At 70.7% G+C, this 19,965-nt stretch carries 17 protein-coding genes; 2 read left to right on the forward strand and 15 right to left on the reverse strand.

The window, feature by feature from the left end:
- Positions 1-85 precede the first annotated feature (85 nt).
- The 8 genes from gcvT to nudE form a co-directional block, all read right to left on the reverse strand.
- Positions 86-1,192 (reverse strand): glycine cleavage system aminomethyltransferase GcvT, encoded by a 1,107-nt coding sequence (gene gcvT / locus FD678_RS03010; protein WP_140719114.1) that lies wholly within the window; start codon positions 1,190-1,192, stop codon positions 86-88.
- Positions 1,193-1,463: 271 nt separating this feature from the next.
- On the reverse strand, positions 1,464-1,895 hold the full coding sequence (locus FD678_RS03015; RefSeq protein ID WP_140719116.1) for an NfeD family protein: 432 nt from the start codon (positions 1,893-1,895) through the stop codon (positions 1,464-1,466).
- 3 nt (positions 1,896-1,898) lie between these two features.
- Positions 1,899-2,864 carry an SPFH domain-containing protein gene (locus tag FD678_RS03020; RefSeq protein WP_140719118.1) on the reverse strand — a complete coding sequence of 322 codons (966 nt, stop codon included), beginning with the start codon at positions 2,862-2,864 and terminating at the stop codon, positions 1,899-1,901.
- A 54-nt stretch (positions 2,865-2,918) separates the two neighbouring features.
- The gene (locus FD678_RS03025; RefSeq protein WP_140719120.1) at positions 2,919-3,221 is read right to left on the reverse strand and encodes a DUF962 domain-containing protein; all 303 of its coding nucleotides are present in this window, start codon (positions 3,219-3,221) and stop codon (positions 2,919-2,921) included.
- Positions 3,222-3,269: 48 nt separating this feature from the next.
- Complete coding sequence (locus FD678_RS03030) at positions 3,270-3,593, reverse strand: YnfA family protein (protein ID WP_140719122.1); 324 nt, start codon at positions 3,591-3,593, stop codon at positions 3,270-3,272.
- Complete coding sequence (mazG, locus tag FD678_RS03035) at positions 3,590-4,420, reverse strand: nucleoside triphosphate pyrophosphohydrolase (RefSeq protein WP_256661836.1); 831 nt, start codon at positions 4,418-4,420, stop codon at positions 3,590-3,592. The genes FD678_RS03030 and mazG overlap by 4 nt, the downstream gene beginning before the upstream one ends.
- A gap of 290 nt (positions 4,421-4,710) precedes the next feature.
- The gene (gene cysQ / locus FD678_RS03040) at positions 4,711-5,517 is read right to left on the reverse strand and encodes a 3'(2'),5'-bisphosphate nucleotidase CysQ (protein ID WP_140719126.1); all 807 of its coding nucleotides are present in this window, start codon (positions 5,515-5,517) and stop codon (positions 4,711-4,713) included.
- Positions 5,514-6,062, reverse strand: coding sequence for an ADP compounds hydrolase NudE (gene nudE, locus FD678_RS03045; RefSeq protein WP_140719128.1), 549 nt, complete (start codon positions 6,060-6,062; stop codon positions 5,514-5,516). The genes cysQ and nudE overlap by 4 nt, the downstream gene beginning before the upstream one ends.
- A gap of 77 nt (positions 6,063-6,139) precedes the next feature.
- Here nudE and bioA point away from each other — a divergent pair, with 77 nt between their 5' ends.
- Positions 6,140-7,531, forward strand: coding sequence for an adenosylmethionine--8-amino-7-oxononanoate transaminase (gene bioA, locus FD678_RS03050; protein ID WP_218569460.1), 1,392 nt, complete (start codon positions 6,140-6,142; stop codon positions 7,529-7,531).
- Complete coding sequence (locus FD678_RS03055; RefSeq protein WP_140719132.1) at positions 7,522-8,253, forward strand: 16S rRNA (uracil(1498)-N(3))-methyltransferase; 732 nt, start codon at positions 7,522-7,524, stop codon at positions 8,251-8,253. Before bioA ends, FD678_RS03055 begins: the two co-directional genes overlap by 10 nt.
- 115 nt (positions 8,254-8,368) lie before the next feature.
- Here the strand turns inward: FD678_RS03055 and FD678_RS03060 are convergent, their stop codons facing one another.
- The 7 genes from FD678_RS03060 to pilG form a co-directional block, all read right to left on the reverse strand.
- On the reverse strand, positions 8,369-8,839 hold the full coding sequence (locus FD678_RS03060) for a chemotaxis protein CheW (protein ID WP_140719134.1): 471 nt from the start codon (positions 8,837-8,839) through the stop codon (positions 8,369-8,371).
- Between the two features lie 14 nt (positions 8,840-8,853).
- On the reverse strand, positions 8,854-10,083 hold the full coding sequence (locus tag FD678_RS03065) for a chemotaxis protein CheB (RefSeq protein ID WP_218569461.1): 1,230 nt from the start codon (positions 10,081-10,083) through the stop codon (positions 8,854-8,856).
- A complete protein-coding gene (locus tag FD678_RS03070; protein WP_140719136.1) occupies positions 10,070-16,294 on the reverse strand; it encodes a hybrid sensor histidine kinase/response regulator in 6,225 nt (2,074 codons plus the stop codon). The genes FD678_RS03065 and FD678_RS03070 overlap by 14 nt, the downstream gene beginning before the upstream one ends.
- 97 nt (positions 16,295-16,391) lie before the next feature.
- Positions 16,392-18,431, reverse strand: coding sequence for a methyl-accepting chemotaxis protein (locus FD678_RS03075; protein ID WP_140719138.1), 2,040 nt, complete (start codon positions 18,429-18,431; stop codon positions 16,392-16,394).
- A 34-nt stretch (positions 18,432-18,465) separates the two neighbouring features.
- A complete protein-coding gene (locus FD678_RS03080; RefSeq protein ID WP_140719141.1) occupies positions 18,466-18,996 on the reverse strand; it encodes a chemotaxis protein CheW in 531 nt (176 codons plus the stop codon).
- Positions 18,996-19,358: a response regulator gene (locus FD678_RS03085; RefSeq protein ID WP_140719143.1), complete on the reverse strand. Its 363-nt coding sequence runs from the start codon at positions 19,356-19,358 to the stop codon at positions 18,996-18,998. Before FD678_RS03085 ends, FD678_RS03080 begins: the two co-directional genes overlap by 1 nt.
- A gap of 21 nt (positions 19,359-19,379) precedes the next feature.
- Positions 19,380-19,781 (reverse strand): twitching motility response regulator PilG, encoded by a 402-nt coding sequence (pilG, locus tag FD678_RS03090; RefSeq protein WP_057646033.1) that lies wholly within the window; start codon positions 19,779-19,781, stop codon positions 19,380-19,382.
- Positions 19,782-19,965 lie beyond the last annotated feature (184 nt).

The raw sequence follows: 19,965 nt of genomic DNA on the forward strand, positions 1-19,965 counted from the left end.
CCGTTTTAGACGGACGCCCGTGCGCAGGCGCGGGCATCCACGGCATCGGGGATGGCGCACATATAAATAAAGTGTGCGCCCGGCGTCAGTCGAGCACGCCGGGCTGCGCCTGGCCATCGCGCACGAACGGGAACTTGACCACGCGCACCGGCACTTCCTTGCCGCGGATGTCGACCCGCACCTGGCCCGGTTCCCCGGCCGGAATGCGCGCGAACGCGATCGCCTTGCCCAGGGTCGGCGAGAACGTGCCGGAGAGGATCTCGCCCTCGCCGTTGGCGGTGAGCACCTTCTGCCCATGGCGCAGCACGCCCTTCTCGTCCATCACCAGCCCGACCATCTGGCGCGGAGCGCCGGCGGCCTTCTGCTGCTCCAGCACGCCGCGGCCGATGAAGTCGCGGCCTTCGTCCAGCGCGACCGTCCAGGCCAGCGCCGCCTCGTACGGCGAGACCTGCTCGTCCATGTCCTGCCCGTAGAGATTCATGCCGGCTTCCAGGCGCAGCGTGTCGCGCGCGCCGAGCCCGGCGGGCTTGACGCCGGCCTGCAGCAACGCGTTCCAGAACGCGACCGCCTTGTCTTCCGGCAGGACGATCTCGAAGCCGTCCTCGCCGGTGTAGCCGGTGCGGGCGACGAACAGCGGCACGCCGTCGGTCGAGCGGGCCTGCAGCGCGGCGAAGCGACCGAGCTTCTCGGCGGCGGCGCGGTCGCCCTCGACCAGCAGGCCGATCACCTTGGCGCGCGCGTTCGGCCCCTGCACGGCGATCATGGCGAAGTCGGGGCGCTCCTGGACCTGCACGCCGAACGCCGCCGCCTGCTCGCCGATCCACGCCAGGTCCTTCTCGCGGGTGGCGGCGTTGACCACCAGGCGGAAGAAGTCCTCGGCCTGGTAGTAGACGATCAAGTCGTCGATCACCCCGCCCTGCGCATTGAGCATGCAGCTATAGAGCGCCTTGCCCGGCACCTTGAGCTTGTCGACCGAGTTGGCGAGCAGGCGGCACAGGAAGTCGCGCACGCGCGCGCCATGCAGGTCGACCACGGTCATGTGGCTGACGTCGAACATGCCCGCGTCGCGGCGCACCTGGTGGTGCTCGTCGATCTGCGACCCGTAATGGATGGGCATGTCCCAGCCGCCGAAGTCGACCATCTTGGCGCCGAGCGCGCGGTGGGTGTCGTTGAGAACCGTCTTCTGGGTCATGGCCGGAGTCCGTAAGGGAAAGTCCGGCATTATCCCATGGGGTCGGACCCGGGGAGGCCAGGGTTCGGACTCGGAACAAGCATCCTTGCCTGGGTTCGGCGCCAGGCGACCCGGTGCTTTTTTGCTTTTCGCAGGAGGGACTCCAGTCCCTACAGGTAGGCCGGCAAAGCCCGTCGGGACTGAAGCCCCTCCCGCAACAGCATTCAATCCGGGGCAGGCTGTCGCTTCGCCGAGTCCCGAGTTCCCATGCCCGGGCCCCGGCCTTCCCGCCTCAGGCCCGCTCCACCCTCAACGTCATCCCGTCCACGGCGACGACCCTGACCGAAGTGCCGGCCGGCAGTTCCGGGCCGGCGACTACCCAGAACGCATCGTCGACCTTGGCGCGCCCCTGCCCGTCGCGGATCGGCTGGTCGAGCACGACCACGCGCCCGACCAGTTGCTCGGCGCGGCGGTTCAACAAGGGCCGATCGCTCGGGCGGTCGCGGTGGCGGAACCAGGTCCGGTAGATCTGGATGGAGACGAAGCTGAGCAGCACGAACGCCACCACCTGCAGCAGCAGCGAGGTTCCCGGCACCAGCAGCACGCCGACGAACACCACCGCCGCGGCCAGCCCCATCCACAGCATGAAGGCGCCCGGCGCCATCGCTTCGGCGGCGAACAGCAGCAAGGCCACCGCCGCCCATCCCACCACGTCCCAGCGCATGGCTCAGTTCCCGAAACGAGGCGGTTGCGGCGGCCGTTGCGAGGCGGCTTCGTTCGACCTGCCCAGCGCTTCCTTGGCCAGGTCGGCGATGCCGGCGATGGATCCGATGATGCCGGAGGACTCCATCGGCATCAGCACGAACTTCTGGTTGGGCGCGGTGGCCAGCTCGCGGAACGCCTCCACGTACTTCTGCGCGACGAAATAGTTGATCGCCTGCACGTTGCCCTGGGCGATGGCGTCGGACACCATCTGGGTCGCCTTGGCCTCCGCCTCGGCCAGGCGCTCGCGCGCCTCGGCGTCGCGGAAGGCGGCCTCCTTGCGGCCTTCAGCCTCCAGCACCGCGGCCTGCTTCTCGCCGTCGGCGCGCAGGATCTCGGACTGTCGCGATCCCTCCGCCTCGAGGATCTGCGCGCGTTTCTCGCGCTCGGCCTTCATCTGCCGCGCCATCGCGTCGACCAGGTCGCGCGGCGGCTGGATGTCGCGGATCTCGATGCGGGTGACCTTGATCCCCCACGGGTTGGTCGCGTGGTCGACCACGCTCAGCAGCTGCGCGTTGATGGTCTCGCGCTGGCTCAGCGACTCGTCCAGGTCCATCGAACCGATCACGGTGCGGATGTTGGTCTGCACCAGCGCGATCGTGGCGACCTCCAGGTTGGCCACTTCGTACGCCGCCTTGGCCGCGTCCAGCACCTGGAAGAACACCACCCCGTCCACGCGCACCACCGCGTTGTCCTTGGTAATGACGTCCTGGCTGGGCACGTCCAGCACCTGCTCCATCATGTTCACCTTGCGCCCGACGCCGTACACGATCGGGATCAGGAAGTGCAGGCCGGGGCTCATGGTGTGGGTGTAGCGCCCGAACTTCTCCACCGTCCATTCGTAGCCCTGGGGCACCATCCGCACGGTCTTGAACAGCACGATCACGCCGGCGACCAGCACCACCAGCGCCAGGAATCCATTTGAGAACATCGTCTTCTCCTTTTCGGTTACGCGAACGGGATCCAGTATGCCGGAAGCCCGGGGTCAGAACGGGATGCGCCGCAGCAGGATGTCGCGGAACATCGTCCAGTCGCCCATGAACGAGTAGAACGGGTGCCGGAACGTGGCCGGCCGGTTCTTCTCAAAGAAGAAGTGCCCCACCCAGGCGAAGCCGTAGCCGCAGGCCAGCGCGGCCAGCAGCCACCATGGCTGGCCGCGCACGATGGCGAGCAGCACCAGCAGCAGCACCCCGCAGCTGCCGACGAAATGCAGCCGGCGCGAGGTGCGGTTGGCGTGTTCGCTCAGGTAGAACGGATAGAACTCGGAGAAATTCCGGAATCGCTTCATGGCCCTGCCCTCCCGCCGGCAGCATACGCCCGCCATGGGCGCTGGCGATCAGGCCGGGCGGGGCGAGAACATGATGACGGCCATGCCGAGCAGGCACAGGCCGGCGCCGAGCAGGTCCCAGCGGGTCGGCACGATCGCGTCCACCCACCACAGCCAGAGCAGCGCGGTGGCGATGTAGACCCCGCCGTAGGCGGCATAGACGCGGCCGGAGGCGGCCGGGTGCAATGTCAGCAGCCAGACGAACAGCGCCAGGCTGAATGCGGCCGGCACCAGCAGCCAGGCGCTGCCCTGCCTGCGCAGCCACAGGTACGGCAGGTAGCAGCCGACCAGCTCGGCCAGCGCCGTGAGCACGAACAGCAGCAGCGTCTTCACGGGATGCCGCGCTCGGCCAACTTGGCGCGCAACCAGTAGCGCTCCTGCTCTTCGAGCGGCAGTTGCGCCAGCGAGGTGCCATCCGCGGCGGCCGCCGCCTCCATCGCGCGGAACCGGCGTTCGAACTTGAGGTTGGCGTGGCGCAGCGCCGCGCCAGGATCGACCTTGGCATGGCGGGCGAGATTGGCGCAGACGAACAGCAGGTCGCCGATCTCGTCCTGCAGGCGCGCGTGGTTGCCCTCGACCGGCCCGCGCGCGAGTTCCTCGCGCACCTCGCCGATCTCTTCCAGCAGCTTTTCGATGACCGGCTCCGGGCCGGGCCAGTCGAAACCGACCCGCGCCGCCCGCGACTGCAGCTTGGCGGCGCGCATCCACTCCGGCAGGCCGCGCGAGATGCCGGCCAGCGCGGAGTCGTCGGCATGCCCGGCGTCCTTGCGCTCCTGGCGCTTGATCGACTCCCAGTTGGCGGCGACCGCCTCGGCGTCCTCGACCTCGGTCCGGGCGAACACGTGCGGATGGCGGCGGACCAGCTTGTCGCAGATCGCAGCGACCACGTCGCCGAACCCGAACGCGCCCTGCTCGGACGCCATCTGCGCATGGAACACGACCTGCAGCAGCAGGTCGCCCAGTTCGTCCTTCAGTCCTGCCAGGTCGTTGCGGTCGATGGCGTCGGCGACCTCGTAGGCTTCCTCCACGGTATAGGGCGCGATGCTCGCGAAGGTCTGCTCCAGGTCCCACGGGCATCCGCCGTCGGGATCGCGCAGCCGCGCCATGATGCGCAGCAGTTCGGTGATGTCGCGCTGTCCGGGGTTGCTCGGCTGGTCCACGCCGTGGCTCCGCATAGTCGTTGAAAATCCAGTTGGCAAGCCCTTCTCCCGCTTGGGCGATAAGGCACGCGCGCCGCTGGCGTGGGGCCAGGGTGCGGGTTGGGGCGAGGATACGGGCGAAGCCTCATGCAACCAAGCAACGCGAGGCTTCGCTCGTACCCTCGTCCGCCTCTTCGGGCCCCCGCGCTTCGCGCCCCGGCCTGGCGCAGCGCGCCAAGCCTCCAGGCGCGTGCGAACCCATGGTTCGCAAACAGCACGCCCTCCCCCGAAGGGAGAAGGGCACATGATGCCTATGACTGTGCCAGCCAGTCCCGCCACGGCAGCGCGGTATCGCCCAGCGCGACGAAATCGCCGTTGAGCAGGCTCTCGCGGCGGTTGTAGCGGAAGGTCTTGCCGGTCGCGGCGGACACCAGCGCGCCGCCGGCGGACAGCAGCACGCATTGCCCGGCGGCGGTATCCCACTCGGAGGTGGGGCCGAAGCGCGGGTACACGTCCAGCTCGCCTTCGGCGATGCGGCAGAACTTGAGCGAGGAGCCCTGCGCGACCAGTTCGATCTCGCCCATGCGCGCCAGCGCCGCCTCGGTGCGGGCGTCGCGGTGCGAGCGGCTGGCCGCCACGCGCAGCGGCGCATGCGCGGGACTGCGCACGCGCAGCGCGGTGTCGTATGCCCCGTCGCGACGGTACGCCTGCTCGCCGCGCATCGCGTGCCAGACGCGGCCGTCCACCGGCGCCTGCACCACGCCGAACACCGGCGTGCCCATGTGGATCAGGGCGATGTTGACGCTGAATTCGCCATTGCGCTTGATGAACTCGCGGGTGCCGTCCAGGGGATCGACCAGCCAGTAGCTGGTCCACTGCTGGCGCACGGCCCAGGGCACCGCGGCCGATTCCTCCGAGAGGATCGGCAACTCCGGGGTGAGCCGCGCCAGCCCCTGGACGATGACGCGGTGCGCGGCCAGGTCGGCTTCGGTCAAGGGGCTGCGGTCGCTCTTGGTCTCGACGTCGAAGTCGCGCGCGTACACGTCCATGATCGCGGCCCCGGCATCGGCGGCGATCGCGATCACGGTCTCGCGCAGGTCGGCGGTGAGGCGGATCATGCCTGACGCCCCAGCCACTCGCGCGCGATGAAAAGCGCGGCCAGCGAACGTCCTTCGGAGAAGTCCTCGCGCAGCATCAGCTCGTCCAGGCGCGCCAGTTTCCACGGCACCACTTCCAGTTCCTCCGGCTCGTCGCCCGGCAGGCGCTCCGGGTACAGGTCGCGCGCCACCACCAGCCACGACTGGTGGGTCATGTAGGTCGGCACCAGCGTCATCGCGCGCAGCACGACCAGGTCGCGGGCGCCGTAGCCGGCCTCTTCCTTCAGCTCGCGGTCGGCGGCCTGCTCCGGCGTCTCGCCGGCATCGATCCGGCCCTTGACCAGGCCGAGCTCGTAGCGGTGCACGCCGGCGGCGTACTCGCGCACCAGCAGCACGGTCTCCCTGTCCAGCATCGGCACCACCACCACCGCGCCGTGGCCCTGGCTGACCTGGCGGTGGTAGAGGCGGCGTTCGCCGTTGGAAAACTCGAGATCGAGCTGCTGGCGGCGGAACCCGCCGTCGGCGATCTCGGTGACCTTGTGGATGGTCGGCAAGGAACGGCTCATGGCCACCACGCGCCACGATGGGCGGCCGGCAGGGCCGATAGAATGCGCGGATGCAGAAACATGTTCATGAACCCGGAATGCTAGCAGACGCCAACGACGCAGGGCTGTCGGCCCGCTGGCGCCAGCGCGACCTCGAGGTGGTCTGGCACCCTTGCACGCAGATGCGCGAGCACCCCGACACGCTGCCGCTGGTGCCGGTCGCGCGCGGCGACGGCGCCTGGCTGATCGGCCACGACGGCCGCCATTACCTGGACGCGGTCAGCAGTTGGTGGACCAACCTGTTCGGCCACGCCGAGCCGCGCATCGGCGCGGCGATCGCGCGCCAGGCCACGCAGCTGGAGCAGGTGATGCTCGCCGGCTTCACCCACGAGCCGGCGGTGCAGCTCGCCGAGCGCCTGCTGGCGATCGCGCCGCGGCAGCCCGGGCGCGCGCCGCTGGCCAAGGTGTTCTATGCCGACAACGGCTCGGCGGGCGTGGAAGTGGCGCTGAAGATGGCCTTCCACTACTTCCGCAATCGCGGCGAGGAACGCCGCACGCGCTTCGTCGCGCTGGAGAACGGCTACCACGGCGAGACCATCGGCGCGCTGGCGGTCGGCGACATCCCGCTGTACCGCCGCGTATACGCGCCCTTGCTGGCCGAGGCGCTGTTCACCCCCTCGCCCGACGCCTACCTGGCCGCGCCGGGACAGTCCGCCGCCGAGCGTGCGCTGCACGCCGCCGATGCGCTGGCCGACCTGTTCGACCGGCACCCGGGCGAGATCTGCGCGGTGATCCTCGAACCGCGCCTGCAATGCGCCGGCGGCATGCGCATGCACGACCCGGTGTACATCAAGCGTGTGCGCGAGCTGTGCGACGCGCATGGGGCCTTCCTGATCGCCGACGAGATCGCCACCGGCTTCGGCCGCACCGGCACGATGTTCGCCTGCGAGCAGGCCCAGGTCGTGCCGGACCTGTTGTGCCTGTCGAAGGGCTTGACCGGCGGCTTCCTGCCGCTGGCGGCGGTGCTGGCCACGCAGGAGCTGTACGACGCCTTCCTGGACGATTCGCGCGAACGCGCCTTCCTGCATTCGCACAGCTATACCGGCAACCCGCTGGCGTGCGCGGCGGCGCTGGCGACGCTGGACATCTTCGAGCAGGACCAGGTGCTCGAACGCAACCGCGCCACCGCGGAGACGATGCGCCAGCTGGCGATGCCGTTCCGCGACCACCGCCACGTCGCCGACGTGCGCCAGGCCGGCATGGTGCTGGCGTTCGAACTGGCGCGCGACGGCGGCAGGCGCACGCCGTTCCCGGCCTCGGCCCGGGTCGGCCTGCGCGCCTACAGGGCGGCGCTCAAGCGGGGCGTGGTGCTGCGCCCGCTCGGCGACGTGCTGTACTGGATGCCGCCGTACTGCATCGACGAGTCCCAGCTGGCGCTGCTGGCCGAGACCACCCTGGCCGCGATCGAGGAGGCCGCCGCATGCGCCTGACCCGTTGCCATGTCGGGCAGCCGTTGCAGGCCGGCAGCGAGGTCGCGCTGCCGGAAGACGCCGCCAACCACCTGCTGCGCGTGCTGCGGCTGCGCGAGGGCGATGCGTGCGTGCTCTTCAACGGCGACGGCCAGGACTACGCCGCCGTCGTCGTCGCCGCCGGCAAGCGCGATGCCCGGGTGCGGATCGAATCGGCGCAGCCGGTGGCGAACGAGTCGCCGCTGCGGATCACGCTGGTGCAGGGCATCGCGCGCGGCGAGAAGATGGACCTGATCCTGCAGAAGGCCACCGAGCTGGGCGTGGCCGCGGTGATCCCGGTCAATGCCGAGCGCACCGAGGTCAAGCTCGACGCCGCCCGTGCCGAGAAACGCATGGCGCACTGGCACAGCGTGATCGTCTCGGCCTGCGAGCAGTCCGGGCGGGCGACGCTGCCGTCGCTGGCGCCGCCGGCCGCGCTGAACCAGCTGGCGGCCCGGCTTCCCGCCGATGCGTTGCGGCTGACGCTCGACCCGCAGGGCGAACACGCGTTGAAGTCGATGGCGGTCGCCACCGCGCAGGTCGTGGTCGCGATCGGCCCGGAGGGCGGCTGGTCGCCGCGCGACCGCGAGGTGCTGGCGCAGGTTGGATTCCAGGGGCTGCGACTCGGGCCGCGCATCCTGCGCACCGAGACCGCGGGCCTGGCGGCGATCGCGGCGTTGCAGGCGCGGTTCGGGGATCTGTAGGGCGCCAGGAGAAACCCGGCGCCGACGCCATGACGAACGCGTCGCCACGCGCCAGGAAGGGGGAACGGCAACAGCCTGATCGTTCCCCCTCCCTGGCGCGTGGCGACGCGTTTATCTACAACGCGGCTGACGGTTCCAAGAGGCGCGCCTCGATCGCTTCCAGGTCCGGCAGCAACGCGCTCTGCTCGCCGAGCAGCACCCGCATGTGCACGCCCTGCGGCAGCGCGTCCTCCGACGCGTCGACCAGCAGGCCGTCGCGCGGCACCGAGATCAGCTGCGGGAACGACGTGGTCAGCAAGGCGAAGTACGGCAGCGAGGAATGCCCGCCCAGCGCCTTCAGCACGATGACCTTGTTGTTGACCGCCGGCGGCTCCTCGCCGAGGCCGCTGAAACGCACCAGCGACAGCAGCGGCACCTTCCAGCCGTGCCAGGCGATCCGGCCGACCAGCCAGCGCGGCGCGTCGGCCAACGGCTCGACCGGCACGCGCGACATCACTTCGGCCACGGTCGCGTTCGGCAGCAGCAGGCGTTCCTGGCCGGCCTGGATCAGGACGCCGCGGATTTCGTCGTTGTTGGCGTAGCTCACTGCACTCTCCGATGTCAGGCCGGCCAGCGCTCGGCCAGCGCCTGCGCGAGTTGGGACGGGTCGGCCGTGGGCCGGCCGTGCAGCGCCAGCCGCGAAGCCGCCGCCGGGTCGTAGCAGCCGTCCACCGACTGCCCGGCCACCCAGGCGCCGGCCTGCGCCGCCGCCAGCACGCTTTCGACCAGGGTTTCGCTGGCGCCGCTGAGCAACAGCACGGCACTGTCCGCCGCCGGCAGCGACGCCACCAGCGCGGCGGCATCGTCCCCGGCGACGAACGCCAATCCGCCCTCCGCCTCGGCCACCGACACGCCATCGGACAGGATGTAGACCTTGCCCGGCCGGATCGGCAACCCGGCTTCGCCCAGTTCGACCGGCAGCGTCGACACGCGGCCCATCTGGCGCACCAGGTTGCCGTACTGGCCGCCGTTCAACGCCATCCGCACCAGGACGGCGCGCGGGAACTCGGCAGGCAACGCGGACAGCAGGCGGCGTATCGCATCCGGCCCGCCGATGCCGGCGATCACCAGCACCGCACCGGCCGGCGAGCCTGACTCCTCCTCCTCGATCGCGACCAGGGCCAGGTCGCCGGTCGCCAGGTCGGAGAAATCGCGCGCGACGCGCGGGGTCTCGTCCACGGCCACGTCGACCAGGCCCCAGGTGCTGGAATCGCCCAACGCCTGCACGGGCGCGGGGGCCGCGACCACGGCAGGGCCGGCGCCTGGGCCCGGCACGTCCACCGGGTCGAACAGGGCATCGCCCGGCACGCGGTCGAGCTCGAACGCCGCCGCTTCCAGGTGCGCGTCCACCGGGTGGTGCGAATGCAGTTGCGCCGGCGTGACCGGCAGGCCGGGCTCGGGCAGGAAGGCGGGTTCGACTTCCGCGCCGGGCGGCAGCACGTCGCCATGCCCGTGCAGCTTGGCCGCCAGGTGGCGGGCCCAGCGCTGCGCGTCCCAGCCTTCGCGCCTGGCGGCGAGATCGGCCTCGTCGAAGATCACCGTCAGCCCGGGCGCGCTCAGCGCCGGTTCGAGCGCGTCCAGCGCATCCTCGATGGCCGGCTCCAGCGCCACCAGCACCGCGACCGGTTCGGCATCGCGCAAGGCCTGCGCATCCACCGCGGCCGGCTCGTCTTCCAGCACCACATGCGCGCCGGCCAGCGCGAGCGCCTCGCGCAGGCGCTCGCGCGCGGGACCGGCGCGCCCGAGCAGCGCAACCGGCTTGGCTTCACCTGCGGGATTACTCGCGGACACGGGCGATCCCCAGCAGGTCGTACACGTTTCGCATCAGATCCAACTCCTGGTAGGGCTTGCCCAGATACCGCTGCACGCCGATCTCGAACGCACGCTGGCGGTGCTTGTCGCCGCTGCGCGAGGTGATCATCACGATCGGCACGGCCTTGAAGCGCGCGTCCGCGCGCATCGCCGTGGCCAGCTCGTAGCCGTCCATGCGCGGCATCTCGATGTCCAGCAGCATCAGGTCGGGGATGCGCTCTTCGAGCTTTTCCAGCGCTTCCACGCCGTCGCGCGCGGTGACCACCTCCAGGTTGTGGCGCTCCAGCACGCGGCCGGTGACCTTGCGCATGGTCAGCGAGTCGTCCACCACCATCACCAGCGGCGCGATGCGCTGCACCTCGGCCGGGGCCTCGATCACCGGGCGCGCCGGCTGGGCGAGATGGCGACGCACCAGCGGCGCGACGTCGAGGATGACGACCACGCGGCCGTCGCCGGTGATGGTGGCGCCGTAGATGCCCGGCACCGAGGCGATCTGCAGCCCGACCGGCTTGACCACGATCTCGCGGTTGCCGAGCACCTGGTCGATCGCCACCGCCGCGCGCAGTTCGCCCGAGCGCACCAGCAGCAGCGGCACCTGCGCGGCGCCGTCGGCGGTGGCCGCGGCCTGCCCGACCAGCGTGCCCAGGTCGTACAGGGTGTAGTCCTCGCCGCCGTAGCGGTAGCCGCCCTCGCCCGAGTCGTAGCGCGCGCGGGCGATGCGGCCGATACCGCTGACCGAGGCGACCGGCACGGCGAAGGTGGTCTCGCCGATGCGCACGAACACCGCCTGCGTGACCGCCAGCGTCTGCGGCAGGCGCAGGGTGAAGGTGACGCCCTCGCCGCGTACCGAGTGGATGTCGACCGAACCGCCGAGCTGGCGCACCTCGTTGCGGACCACGTCCATGCCGACGCCGCGGCCGGCCAGTTGGCTGACCTGCTCGGAGGTGCTGAAGCCGGAGGCGAAGATCAATTCGTCCAGTTCGCTGTCGGCGAGCGCCTCGCCGGGCGCGACCAGGCCACGCTGCTCGCCGCGGCGGCGGATCGCCTCGCGGTCGAGGCCGGCACCGTCGTCGGCCACTTCCAGCACGATTTCCGAGCCCTCGCGGCGAAGCCTAAGGGTGATGGTCCCTTCCTCCGGCTTGCCGGCCGCCCGCCGCGCGTGCGGCGCCTCCAGGCCGTGCGCGACCGCGTTGCGCAGCATGTGCTCCAGCGGCGCGACCATGCGGTCGAGCACGTTGCGGTCGAGCTCGCCGTGGGTGCCGTCGAGCACCAATTGGACCTGCTTGCCGGTTTCGCCGGCGGCCTGCCGCACCACGCGGCGCAGGCGCGGCACCAGGCCGTCGAACGGCACCATGCGGGCGCGCATCAGGCCTTCCTGCAGTTCCGAGCTGACCCGCGACTGCTGTTGCAGCAGGCTGTCGTACTGGCGCGCCAGGTCGTCGAGCACGCCCTGCAGGCCGGCCAGGTCGGCGGCCGATTCGTTCAGCGCGCGGCTGAGCTGCTGCAGGGTCGAAAAGCGGTCCAGCTCCAGCGGATCGAAGTCGCGGTCGCCATGCTCCTGCTCGCGCTGGTAGCGCGCGACGATCTGCGCCTCGGTCTCCAGGTCCAGGCGGCGCAACTGGTCGCGCAGGCGGACGTTGGTGCGGTCGAGTTCGGCCATCGCGCCGCGGAACGCGCCCAGCTGCTGTTCCAGGCGCGAGCGGTAGATCGCCACCTCGCCGGCATGGTTGACCAGGCTGTCGAGCAGGTCGGCGCGCACGCGCACCTGCTCTTGCTGCACGCGCGGCAGCAGTTCTTCCTCGGGCTGCGGCTCGAGCGGCACCGGCGCGGACAGCGGCGCCGGTTCGACCAGCTCGGCGGCCGGCCTGGGCCGGGCGAACGCCACGGGCGCCTCCACGGCAGGCTCGCCGCGGCCCTGGGTCCGCGCCTCGAATGCCTCGATCAGATCGACCGGCATCGCCACCGCGCGATGCTGGCCAGTCAGCACCAGCAGGCGGTGCAGCCGGTCGAAGCCGCGTTCCAGCAGGCCCACGTCCTCGCGCGCCAGCGCGGTGCGCTGCGCCGCGACGGCTTCCAGCAGCGACTCGATGCCGTGGCCGAGGTCGCCGATGGCATTGATGCCTGCCATGCGCGCGCCACCCTTGAGCGTGTGCAGGTCGCGCTGCAGCCCGATCAGGAGCTCGCGCTCGTCCGGCGTCTCGCGCAGGCCGGCGAGCAGGCTGTCGCAATGGTCGAGCAGGTCCTTGCCTTCCTCGACGAAGATGTCCACCAGCTCGCTGTCCAGCTCCTGGAAGTCGAGCGGGCCGAGGTCGTTCGGGTCGGCCTCGGCGGTCGCGGCCTCGGCTTCCACCGCGGCCTGCATGTCCGCCGGCGCGTCGATCGCGGGCAGCTCGGCGACGTCGAATGCCGCATGCGCGTCGAGGTCGCTGGCCTCTTCGTAGCCTTCGGCGGCGAGGGCTTCCTCGGCCACTTCGGCCAGCTCCCGCAGATCGGCCGGCGCATCGTCCTGGCCGTGCTCGATGGCCACGCCGGACAGCCCGGCGAACTCCGCGACGGCCGGCAGCCCGGCATGCGGTTCGTCCTGGGCTTGGTCTTCGTAGATGACCGTTCCCGGTGCTGCCGCGGCGGTTTCCCGGTCGAACGGGATCCCGCCATCGGCATCGTTCGCCGGTTCGCCTGCGATCGACGACGCATCGAACGCCACATCGGCCACGTGTTCTTCCGATCCAACGAACTCGGGCGCTTCCAGCGTGATGTCTTCCACTTCACCGAATGCATCCGCATCGGCGGGATCGGCGTCGCTTGCACCATCGTCCGCCTGGGCCATGGCCGGCGCATCGCCGATGGCTGCCGCTTCGGCTTCGGCGTCGGTCTCGGCTTCGGTTTCGATCTCGGCGGGCGCTTCCGGAGCGTCGAGGAAAGCCTCGGCTCCGGCCGACGGGAACCCGAGCGGCTCCACCGGCAGCGAAGCGGCCGGCTCGACGCTTTCCGCCGGCTCGACCGGCAACGGCGCGTGGATCTCCGCCGCCGCCAATGCCGACTCGTCGAGGTAGGCGCTCAGGTCGTCCACGCCGGTGAGCTCGCCGGGCTGCTCCGGGACCGACGGCGGCTCGGCTTCCAGCTCGGCTTCCTCGTCGAAATGCTGCAACGGCCACTGCGCCTCGGGCAGGCTGTCGGCCAATCCGCGCATGCGCGTGGCCAGCGCCGCGAACGACGGCACCCGCGGCGACTCGGCCTGGAGCGCGTCGATGGTGGCGGAAATGGCGGAGGCGGTCGCGCCGAGGCCCTCCACGCCTTCGTGCGAGGGCGTCACGCCCGCCGCCAGGGCGCGCTTGACGTAGCTTTCCGCCGGCAAGGTCACCGAGGTGATCTCGGGCACGTCGGTCATCGCGAACGCGCCGCTCATCGTGTGCACCGCGCGCAACAGCGCCTCGGTCGCCGGCTGCGGCTCGACCTGCGAGGCCTGCAGCCAGGCGTGCACGGTTTCCAGGTGGGTGGCGACCTCGGCCTCGAGGATCTCGCGCAGCACGCTGTCCACGGACGCCGGGGTGCCCTCCGCCGCCTGCACGGGTCCGACGGGGTCCGCGTCGGCATGCGGGACGTAGAAGGTTTCCTCGCCGGCGCCGATGCGGTCGGCCACCGCCTCCATCGCCATCAGGTCGGCATGGACCGGCGTGCCGTGGCGCAGGGCGGCATTGAGCTGCGGCAACACGGCATAGGCCTGCTCGACCATCGCCACCACCGCCGGGCTGGGCGGACGGGTGCCGTCGAGCACGCGGTTGAGCATGCCTTCGATCTTCCAGCTGAACTCGCCGAGGGTACGCGCGCCGACCAGGCGGCCGCTGCCCTTGAGCGTGTGGAACACGCGCCGGATCGGCCGCAGGTTGTCCAGGCTGCCGGGCGCGGCGAGCCAGACCGGCAGCAGTTGGGACAGGTTGGCGAGTTCCTCGTCGAACTCCTCGAGGAACACCTCGCGGATGTCGTCGTCGATCTCGCCGCCGCTGTCCTCGAATCCGCCCTGCACCGCGAGCGGCGCCGCGGCGACCGGTTCGGCCGGCGTGGGCTCGGCCTCCTCGGGCGCTTCGGGTTCGTCGAGCGAGAACCCGGCCGCGGCCGCATCCAGCTCCGCAAGGAACGCACGCGCGGCCTCGTCGAGTTCGATCTTGCCGATCACCGCCTCGTGCACGCCCGGTTGCGCCGCGGAGGACGCGGGCTCGGCGTCGGGAACCGGGACGGCCTCGCTCCGCTCGACGAACGGATTGTCCTCCTCGATCGCCAGCGGCTGCACGGCCTCGCCGTCCGCGCCGGCGACATCGGCCGGTGCCGGTACGGGCACGGCCTCGTCAGGTTCGGCCGCGTCGGCTTGCGGCTCGCCGACGAACACCGCATCGACAGGCACCTCGGCCAGGAATGGCGGCGTGATCGCGGCGGCCTCCGGCGCGGCCAGCTCCGCGAGCGCGTCGTAGGCCCTCGCCGGCGCCTCCGCCACGGCCGGCGCCGGGACGTCGTCGAGCGCCGCCGCATCGAAGGTATAGCGGATCTCTTCCGCCCCGGCCGGCGGGTGCTCCACGTATTCGGCCGCCACCGGATCGAATGCCGACGGTGCCGCGCCCTGCCCGGCGAAATCGTTGCGCCAGTGCGCGGGGGCCTGGCCGCCGTCGACCGACAGGTCGATCGGCGCGACCTGCACCTGCGGCAAGCCATCGAGCCCGTGCAGCGCTTCTTCCGCCGCCACCGGATCGAAGGAGAACGCGCTGCCCGCCGCCTCGGCAGGCGCATCGCCAGGTGCGGCCACGTCGGCCGGACCGCGTTCCGGCTCCGCCGGGGCGAGCGTCCAGGCCTCCATCGCCAGCGTGGCTTCGGCTTGGGCGGCAACGGCAGGCATCGCCATTGCCGGTGCCGGGTGCCATTGCGACTCGGCCGCCGCCGTCGCCACCGGCAATGGCCAGTAGCGCAGGGTCTCCAGGCTATTGCGGGTGATGTCGAGGATCTCTTCGCGCCCGGGGCGGCGCTCGCGCAGCGCCTCCAGGTAGTACTCGAGGCTGGCCATCGCGTCGGCGAGGGTGTCGAGCTGGCGCCCGCTCGGGATGCGCCGCTTGTCGATCAGCTCGTGCTGGACATAGCGGCGCACGCCTTCCAGGTAGTCGGCCGGCTGCGGCAGGTCGAGGATGCGCATGGCGCCGCCGACCTCGTCGAGCAACGCCGGCACGTCGGCCAGGCGCGCGTGATCCCAGTTGGTCTCGATGAACGCGACGAAGTGCTCGCGCGCGGCGGCGAAATTGGCGATCGCCTCGTGCGCCAGCACCTCCACGGTGCGGCGCACTTCGGACGCGTTGGCGCTGGCGCCGGCGTCGTCGCCGCCCTCGGCATAGGCGCCGAGATTGGCAACCTGGTCGTCCAGCGAGGCATCCACGTAGAGCAGCGCGCCGGCGATGTCGAGCAGCAGGCCTTCGTCGATCGCCTGCTGGCCGTCGACGATGCGGCGCAGCGCATCGCGCTGCTGCACGACCACGTTGCGGGCCACGCCGAGCCCCATCATGCCCAGGGTGTCGGCGACCGCGCCCAGTTCGGCGACCTGGGCCTGCAGTTCGGCCGGCTCGCCGCCGGTGCGCAGGTGCAGGTCCAGGGCGTCCTTGACCCGCAGCAGCTCCTCCTTGACCGCGTTGCCGACCGTGTCGAGCAGTTCGCGATTGCGCCCGCTCAGGCTGCCGCGGGCATGCTCGAGCTCGGCCGGGGTGGCGTTGCCGGCGTCCGGGTTGAACGCGAACAGCACGCTCTCGCTCAACCCCGGTTCGCCGCGCGCGGCGCGGATCTCGTTGAGCAGCGGCAGCAGCACGATCGGGATGTCGCGATGGCCGTTCTGCAGGCGCTCCAGGTAGTCCGGCAGCAGCACCGTGCCGCGCATCAGCATCGCGCAGGCCTCGTCGCGGTCCTCGATCCGGCCGGCCTGCACGGCCTGGGCGAGCAGTTCCAGTTCCTCGGCGACCATCGCCGGGGCGTACAGCTCCACCATCCGCAAGGTGCCCTGCACCTGGTGCAGGTAGCCCGCGCAGAAGCGCATGCGGCCGGTGTCGGAAGGCGCCTCGGCGAAGGCCTCGATCTCGGCCCGCGCCTGGCGCAGGGTCTCGTCCAGCTCCGGCTTCACCCAGCCCAGCGCCGCGTGGTTCATCGCATCGGCCAGCGCGCTCATCGCATGCTCCCCGGCGCGCGCGCCGGGCGGGCGCTCGCGTGCTGCATCGGCGTGTCACGGTACGTCATCTGCGTGTCCTTCCCCAGCTCGGCGCCGGTCATGCCGGCAGCTTGAAGTCGGCAACCGACCGGCGCAGGTCCGATGCCAGTTGCGCCAGCCGGCCGATCGATTCGGCGGTCTGGCCGGCGCCCTGCGAGGTCTGGCCGGTGATCTGCCGGATCACGCTCATGGTCTGGGTGATGTCGGTCGCCGCCGCGGCCTGCTGGTGGGCGGCGATCGAGATGTTCTTGATGAGGTTGTTCAGCGCGTTGGACACGCGCTCGATCTCGGTCAGCGCGGTGCCGGCGTCCTCGGCCAGGCGCGCGCCCGACACCACCTCGGAGGTGGTCTGCTCCATCGAGGTGACCGCCTCGTTGGTGTCGGCCTGGATCGCCTGCACCAGGCTCTCGATGCGCCGGGTCGCGCTGGAGGTGCGCTCGGCGAGGCGCTGCACTTCGTCGGCCACGACCGCGAAGCCTCGGCCGGCCTCGCCCGCCGAGGCGGCCTGCACCGCCGCATTGAGCGCGAGGATGTTGGTCTGCTCGGAAATGTCGTTGATCAGCTCGACGATCGAGCCGATCTCCTGCGAGGACTCGCCCAGCCGCTTGATGCGCTTGGAGGTTTCCTGGATCTGGTCGCGGATCTGGTCCATGCCCTGGATGGTCTCGCGCACCACGCCGGCGCCTTCGGCGGCGATCACCACCGAGCGCTGCGCCACCTCGGCCGATTCGGTGGAGTTGCGCGATACCTGCTCGATGCTCGAGGCGATCTCGTTGATGCGCTCGGACGCGGTGGTGATCTGGTTGGCCTGGTGGCCGGCCGCCTCGGCCAGCTGCATCGCGGTGGACTGGGTTTCCTGCGCCGACACGGCGACCTTGGCCGAAGTGTCGTTGATCGTGGTCACCAGGTGGCGCAGTTCGTCCACGGCGTAGTTGATCGCGTCGGCGATCGCGCCGGTCATGTCCTCGGTCACCGAGGCCTTCACGGTCAGGTCGCCCTCGCCGAGCGAGCTGATCTCGTCCAGCAGGCGCATGATCGCCTGCTGGTTGCGGCTGTTGAACTCGACCTGGGTCTGGTAGCGGACTTCCTGCTCGCGCGAACGCGCGCGCACCGTCGACCACACGAACATCGCCAGCGAGAGCACCAGCAGCAGGCCGGACGCCACGCTCAGCCAGAAGTTCGGGAAGATGCGGGTGTCGCGGGTCGAGCCGAACGCCGAGAACGCGTCGAACAGCTTCTTGCTGTCTTCGAGCATCTTGCCCGAGCCGGCGGTCAGCGCCGCCGCCGAGGACTGCGCGGCGAACAGGCTGCGCGAGCTGGCCAGGATCGCGTCCAGGTCGGTCTTCATCGAGGTCCACTGCGCCTGCGACTGCTCCAGCGCAGACAGCGCGGCGGCATTGCGCACCGGGGCGATGCCGAGCTCCTCGTTGCCGTTGCGCAGGCCGTCCAGCATCTGGCCGAACACCACCGCGTCGCGCGCCAGCGCGTCGCCGGCAGCGGCGGCGCCGGCGCCGCCGGCGCGCATTTCGGTCACGCGCCGCGCCATGGTGCCGGCGACCACCACCTGCTGGAGCGTGTTGTAGATCTGCGAGGCCGGCGCCCCGCTGACCGTCATCGCGCGCACTACTTCGTTCAATTGCGCCTGCAGCTGCGGCACGCTGGCGCTGAAGCGGTCGGCGTTGCCGGACAGCGCCAGCACGGCCGGTTCGGAGGCGATCACCTGTCCGGCACTCTTGCCGAGCGGCGTCCAGGTCGCCTTGAGCTGGCGGATCGGCGAAGCCACGCCGGCCTCGTTGCCGTATTGGCCTTCCAGCTCGCTGACGGTGTTGTCGATGCGCGACTTGGTGTCCTTGAACGCGGCGAACGCCTTGGCGTCGCCGCCGACCGCCTCGCGGCCCTGGTTGGCGATCTGCTGCGAGAGCACCTGCAGGTCGGCCGCGCCCGTGCTGGCCCCGGCCAGGCGGCTGCCCTGCCAGGTCGCAACGCCGGTGTTGGCGCCGAACACGATCATCGACAGGATCAGCAGGCCAAGCCAGAAACCGGTGTTGGCGCTGCCAAGCTTGTGGCTCTTGGTGGCGGCCGGGGCGGGGGTGCTCATGGGAACCTCTCGGTCGGATGCGTGGCGGCCGCGCTCAGGCGGCGGCCTGCCGGAATTCGGGGGTGCGCGACAGCAGCGAGAGCGAGAACACGCCCCACTCCTGCGTGTCGCTGCGGAAGGCGCGGTCGATGAAGTGCGCGTAGCGGCCCTGGGCCAGTTCGCCCGGCTCGATCGCCTGCGCCTGCTCGAAACTGCGCTGCCCGTACAGTTCGTCGATGGTCAGCGCGACGTCGCCGCCGGCCTGGCGCATGATCAGCACGCGCTGGCCCTCGTGCAGCACGGTGCGCCGGCCTTCCATGAACTGCTTCAGGTCGACCACCGGGAACAGGTTGCCGCGCAGGTTGCCCACGCCCAGCAGCCACGGCTGCGCGCCGGGCACCGGCGTCACCGGCGGCATCGGCACGATTTCCACCACCTCGCGGAAGTCGGACACCAGCCGGCGCGTGCCGACGCGGTAGCCGACGCCGCGCCACAGGTCGGCGGCGAACTGCTTCTCGGGCAGTTGCACCGCGTGCGCCAGGCTGCGCCGCTCGTAGCCTTCCAGGATCTCGAACGGGGAACGCATCAGCCCACCAATTCCTTGATCCGCGCGATCAGGTCTTCCTCGCGCGGGGGTTTGACGAAGTAGTCCGCCGCCCCCTGGCGCAAGCCCCAGGCCTTGTCGGTCTCCATGCCCTTGGTGCTGACGATCAGCACCGGGATGTGGCGGGTGGCCTCGTCGCGCGCCATCGCGCGCGTTGCCTGGAAACCGCTCATGCCGGGCAGCACGACATCCATCAGCACCAGGTCCGGTGCCTGCCCGCGCGCCAGCTCGAGGCCGTCCTCGGCGTTATCGGTGGCCACCACCTGGTGGCCGGCTTTTTCAAGCCACTGACTGAAGACCGCCCTGTCGGTGGGCGAGTCCTCGATCAACAAGATTCGAGCCATGTTGTTGCCCTTCCCCCCTGGTCAGGCGTTGACGTATGTGCGGATCGCGCTCAGCAGTTCTTCACGGGTAAATGGCTTGGTCAGGTACTGCTCGGAGCCGACGATGCGGCCACGCGCCTTGTCGAACAAACCATCCTTGGATGACAGCATGATCACCGGCGTCGACTTGAACAGCTGGTTCCCCTTGATCAGCGCGCAGGTCTGATATCCGTCCAGCCGCGGCATCATGATGTCGACGAAGATGATCTGCGGCTGCTGGTCGGCGATCTTGGCGAGCGCCTCGAAGCCGTCCGTCGCCGTGACCACCTCGCACCCTTCCCGCTTGAGCAACGTCTCGGCGGTGCGGCGGATGGTCTTCGAATCGTCGATGACCATCACTCTGAGTCCTGCGAGCTCCCCGCCCGCAGCAATGTTTTCTGTCATTCCAATATCCCCGGGGCGCGTGGCGCTTCATCCCTCCGGCGCCACTGCGAAACGGCATCTATATCCCAGCACCGGCGCATGCTGTCAAGGGCGCGTGACGAACGTCGCACCTGGAAGCGGTTCCCGCTGCGACCGGGTTCGCGGTTCCGGGCGGCGGCGGCGGCCCTCCGGATCGCACCGCCGC

The sequence above is a fragment of the Pseudomonas sp. Hp2 genome, assembly GCF_006386585.1.
GTDB lineage: Bacteria > Pseudomonadota > Gammaproteobacteria > Xanthomonadales > Xanthomonadaceae > Pseudomonas_S > Pseudomonas_S boreopolis.

What these genes read in the sequence shown, in the direction of transcription:
- FD678_RS03015 (WP_140719116.1), bottom strand. Translation starts at nt 1,895, where the DNA reads ATGCGCTGGGACGTGGTGGGATGGGCGGCGGTGGCCTTGCTGCTGTTC.
- FD678_RS03020 (WP_140719118.1), bottom strand. Translation starts at nt 2,864, where the DNA reads ATGTTCTCAAATGGATTCCTGGCGCTGGTGGTGCTGGTCGCCGGCGTG.
- FD678_RS03055 (WP_140719132.1), top strand. Translation starts at nt 7,522, where the DNA reads ATGCGCCTGACCCGTTGCCATGTCGGGCAGCCGTTGCAGGCCGGCAGC.
- FD678_RS03085 (WP_140719143.1), bottom strand. Translation starts at nt 19,358, where the DNA reads ATGGCTCGAATCTTGTTGATCGAGGACTCGCCCACCGACAGGGCGGTC.
- FD678_RS03080 (WP_140719141.1), bottom strand. Translation starts at nt 18,996, where the DNA reads ATGCGTTCCCCGTTCGAGATCCTGGAAGGCTACGAGCGGCGCAGCCTG.
- pilG (WP_057646033.1), bottom strand. Translation starts at nt 19,781, where the DNA reads ATGACAGAAAACATTGCTGCGGGCGGGGAGCTCGCAGGACTCAGAGTG.
- gcvT (WP_140719114.1), bottom strand. Translation starts at nt 1,192, where the DNA reads ATGACCCAGAAGACGGTTCTCAACGACACCCACCGCGCGCTCGGCGCC.
- FD678_RS03075 (WP_140719138.1), bottom strand. Translation starts at nt 18,431, where the DNA reads ATGAGCACCCCCGCCCCGGCCGCCACCAAGAGCCACAAGCTTGGCAGC.
- FD678_RS03070 (WP_140719136.1), bottom strand. Translation starts at nt 16,294, where the DNA reads ATGAGCGCGCTGGCCGATGCGATGAACCACGCGGCGCTGGGCTGGGTG.
- bioA (WP_218569460.1), top strand. Translation starts at nt 6,140, where the DNA reads ATGCTAGCAGACGCCAACGACGCAGGGCTGTCGGCCCGCTGGCGCCAG.
- FD678_RS03025 (WP_140719120.1), bottom strand. Translation starts at nt 3,221, where the DNA reads ATGAAGCGATTCCGGAATTTCTCCGAGTTCTATCCGTTCTACCTGAGC.
- nudE (WP_140719128.1), bottom strand. Translation starts at nt 6,062, where the DNA reads ATGAGCCGTTCCTTGCCGACCATCCACAAGGTCACCGAGATCGCCGAC.
- cysQ (WP_140719126.1), bottom strand. Translation starts at nt 5,517, where the DNA reads ATGATCCGCCTCACCGCCGACCTGCGCGAGACCGTGATCGCGATCGCC.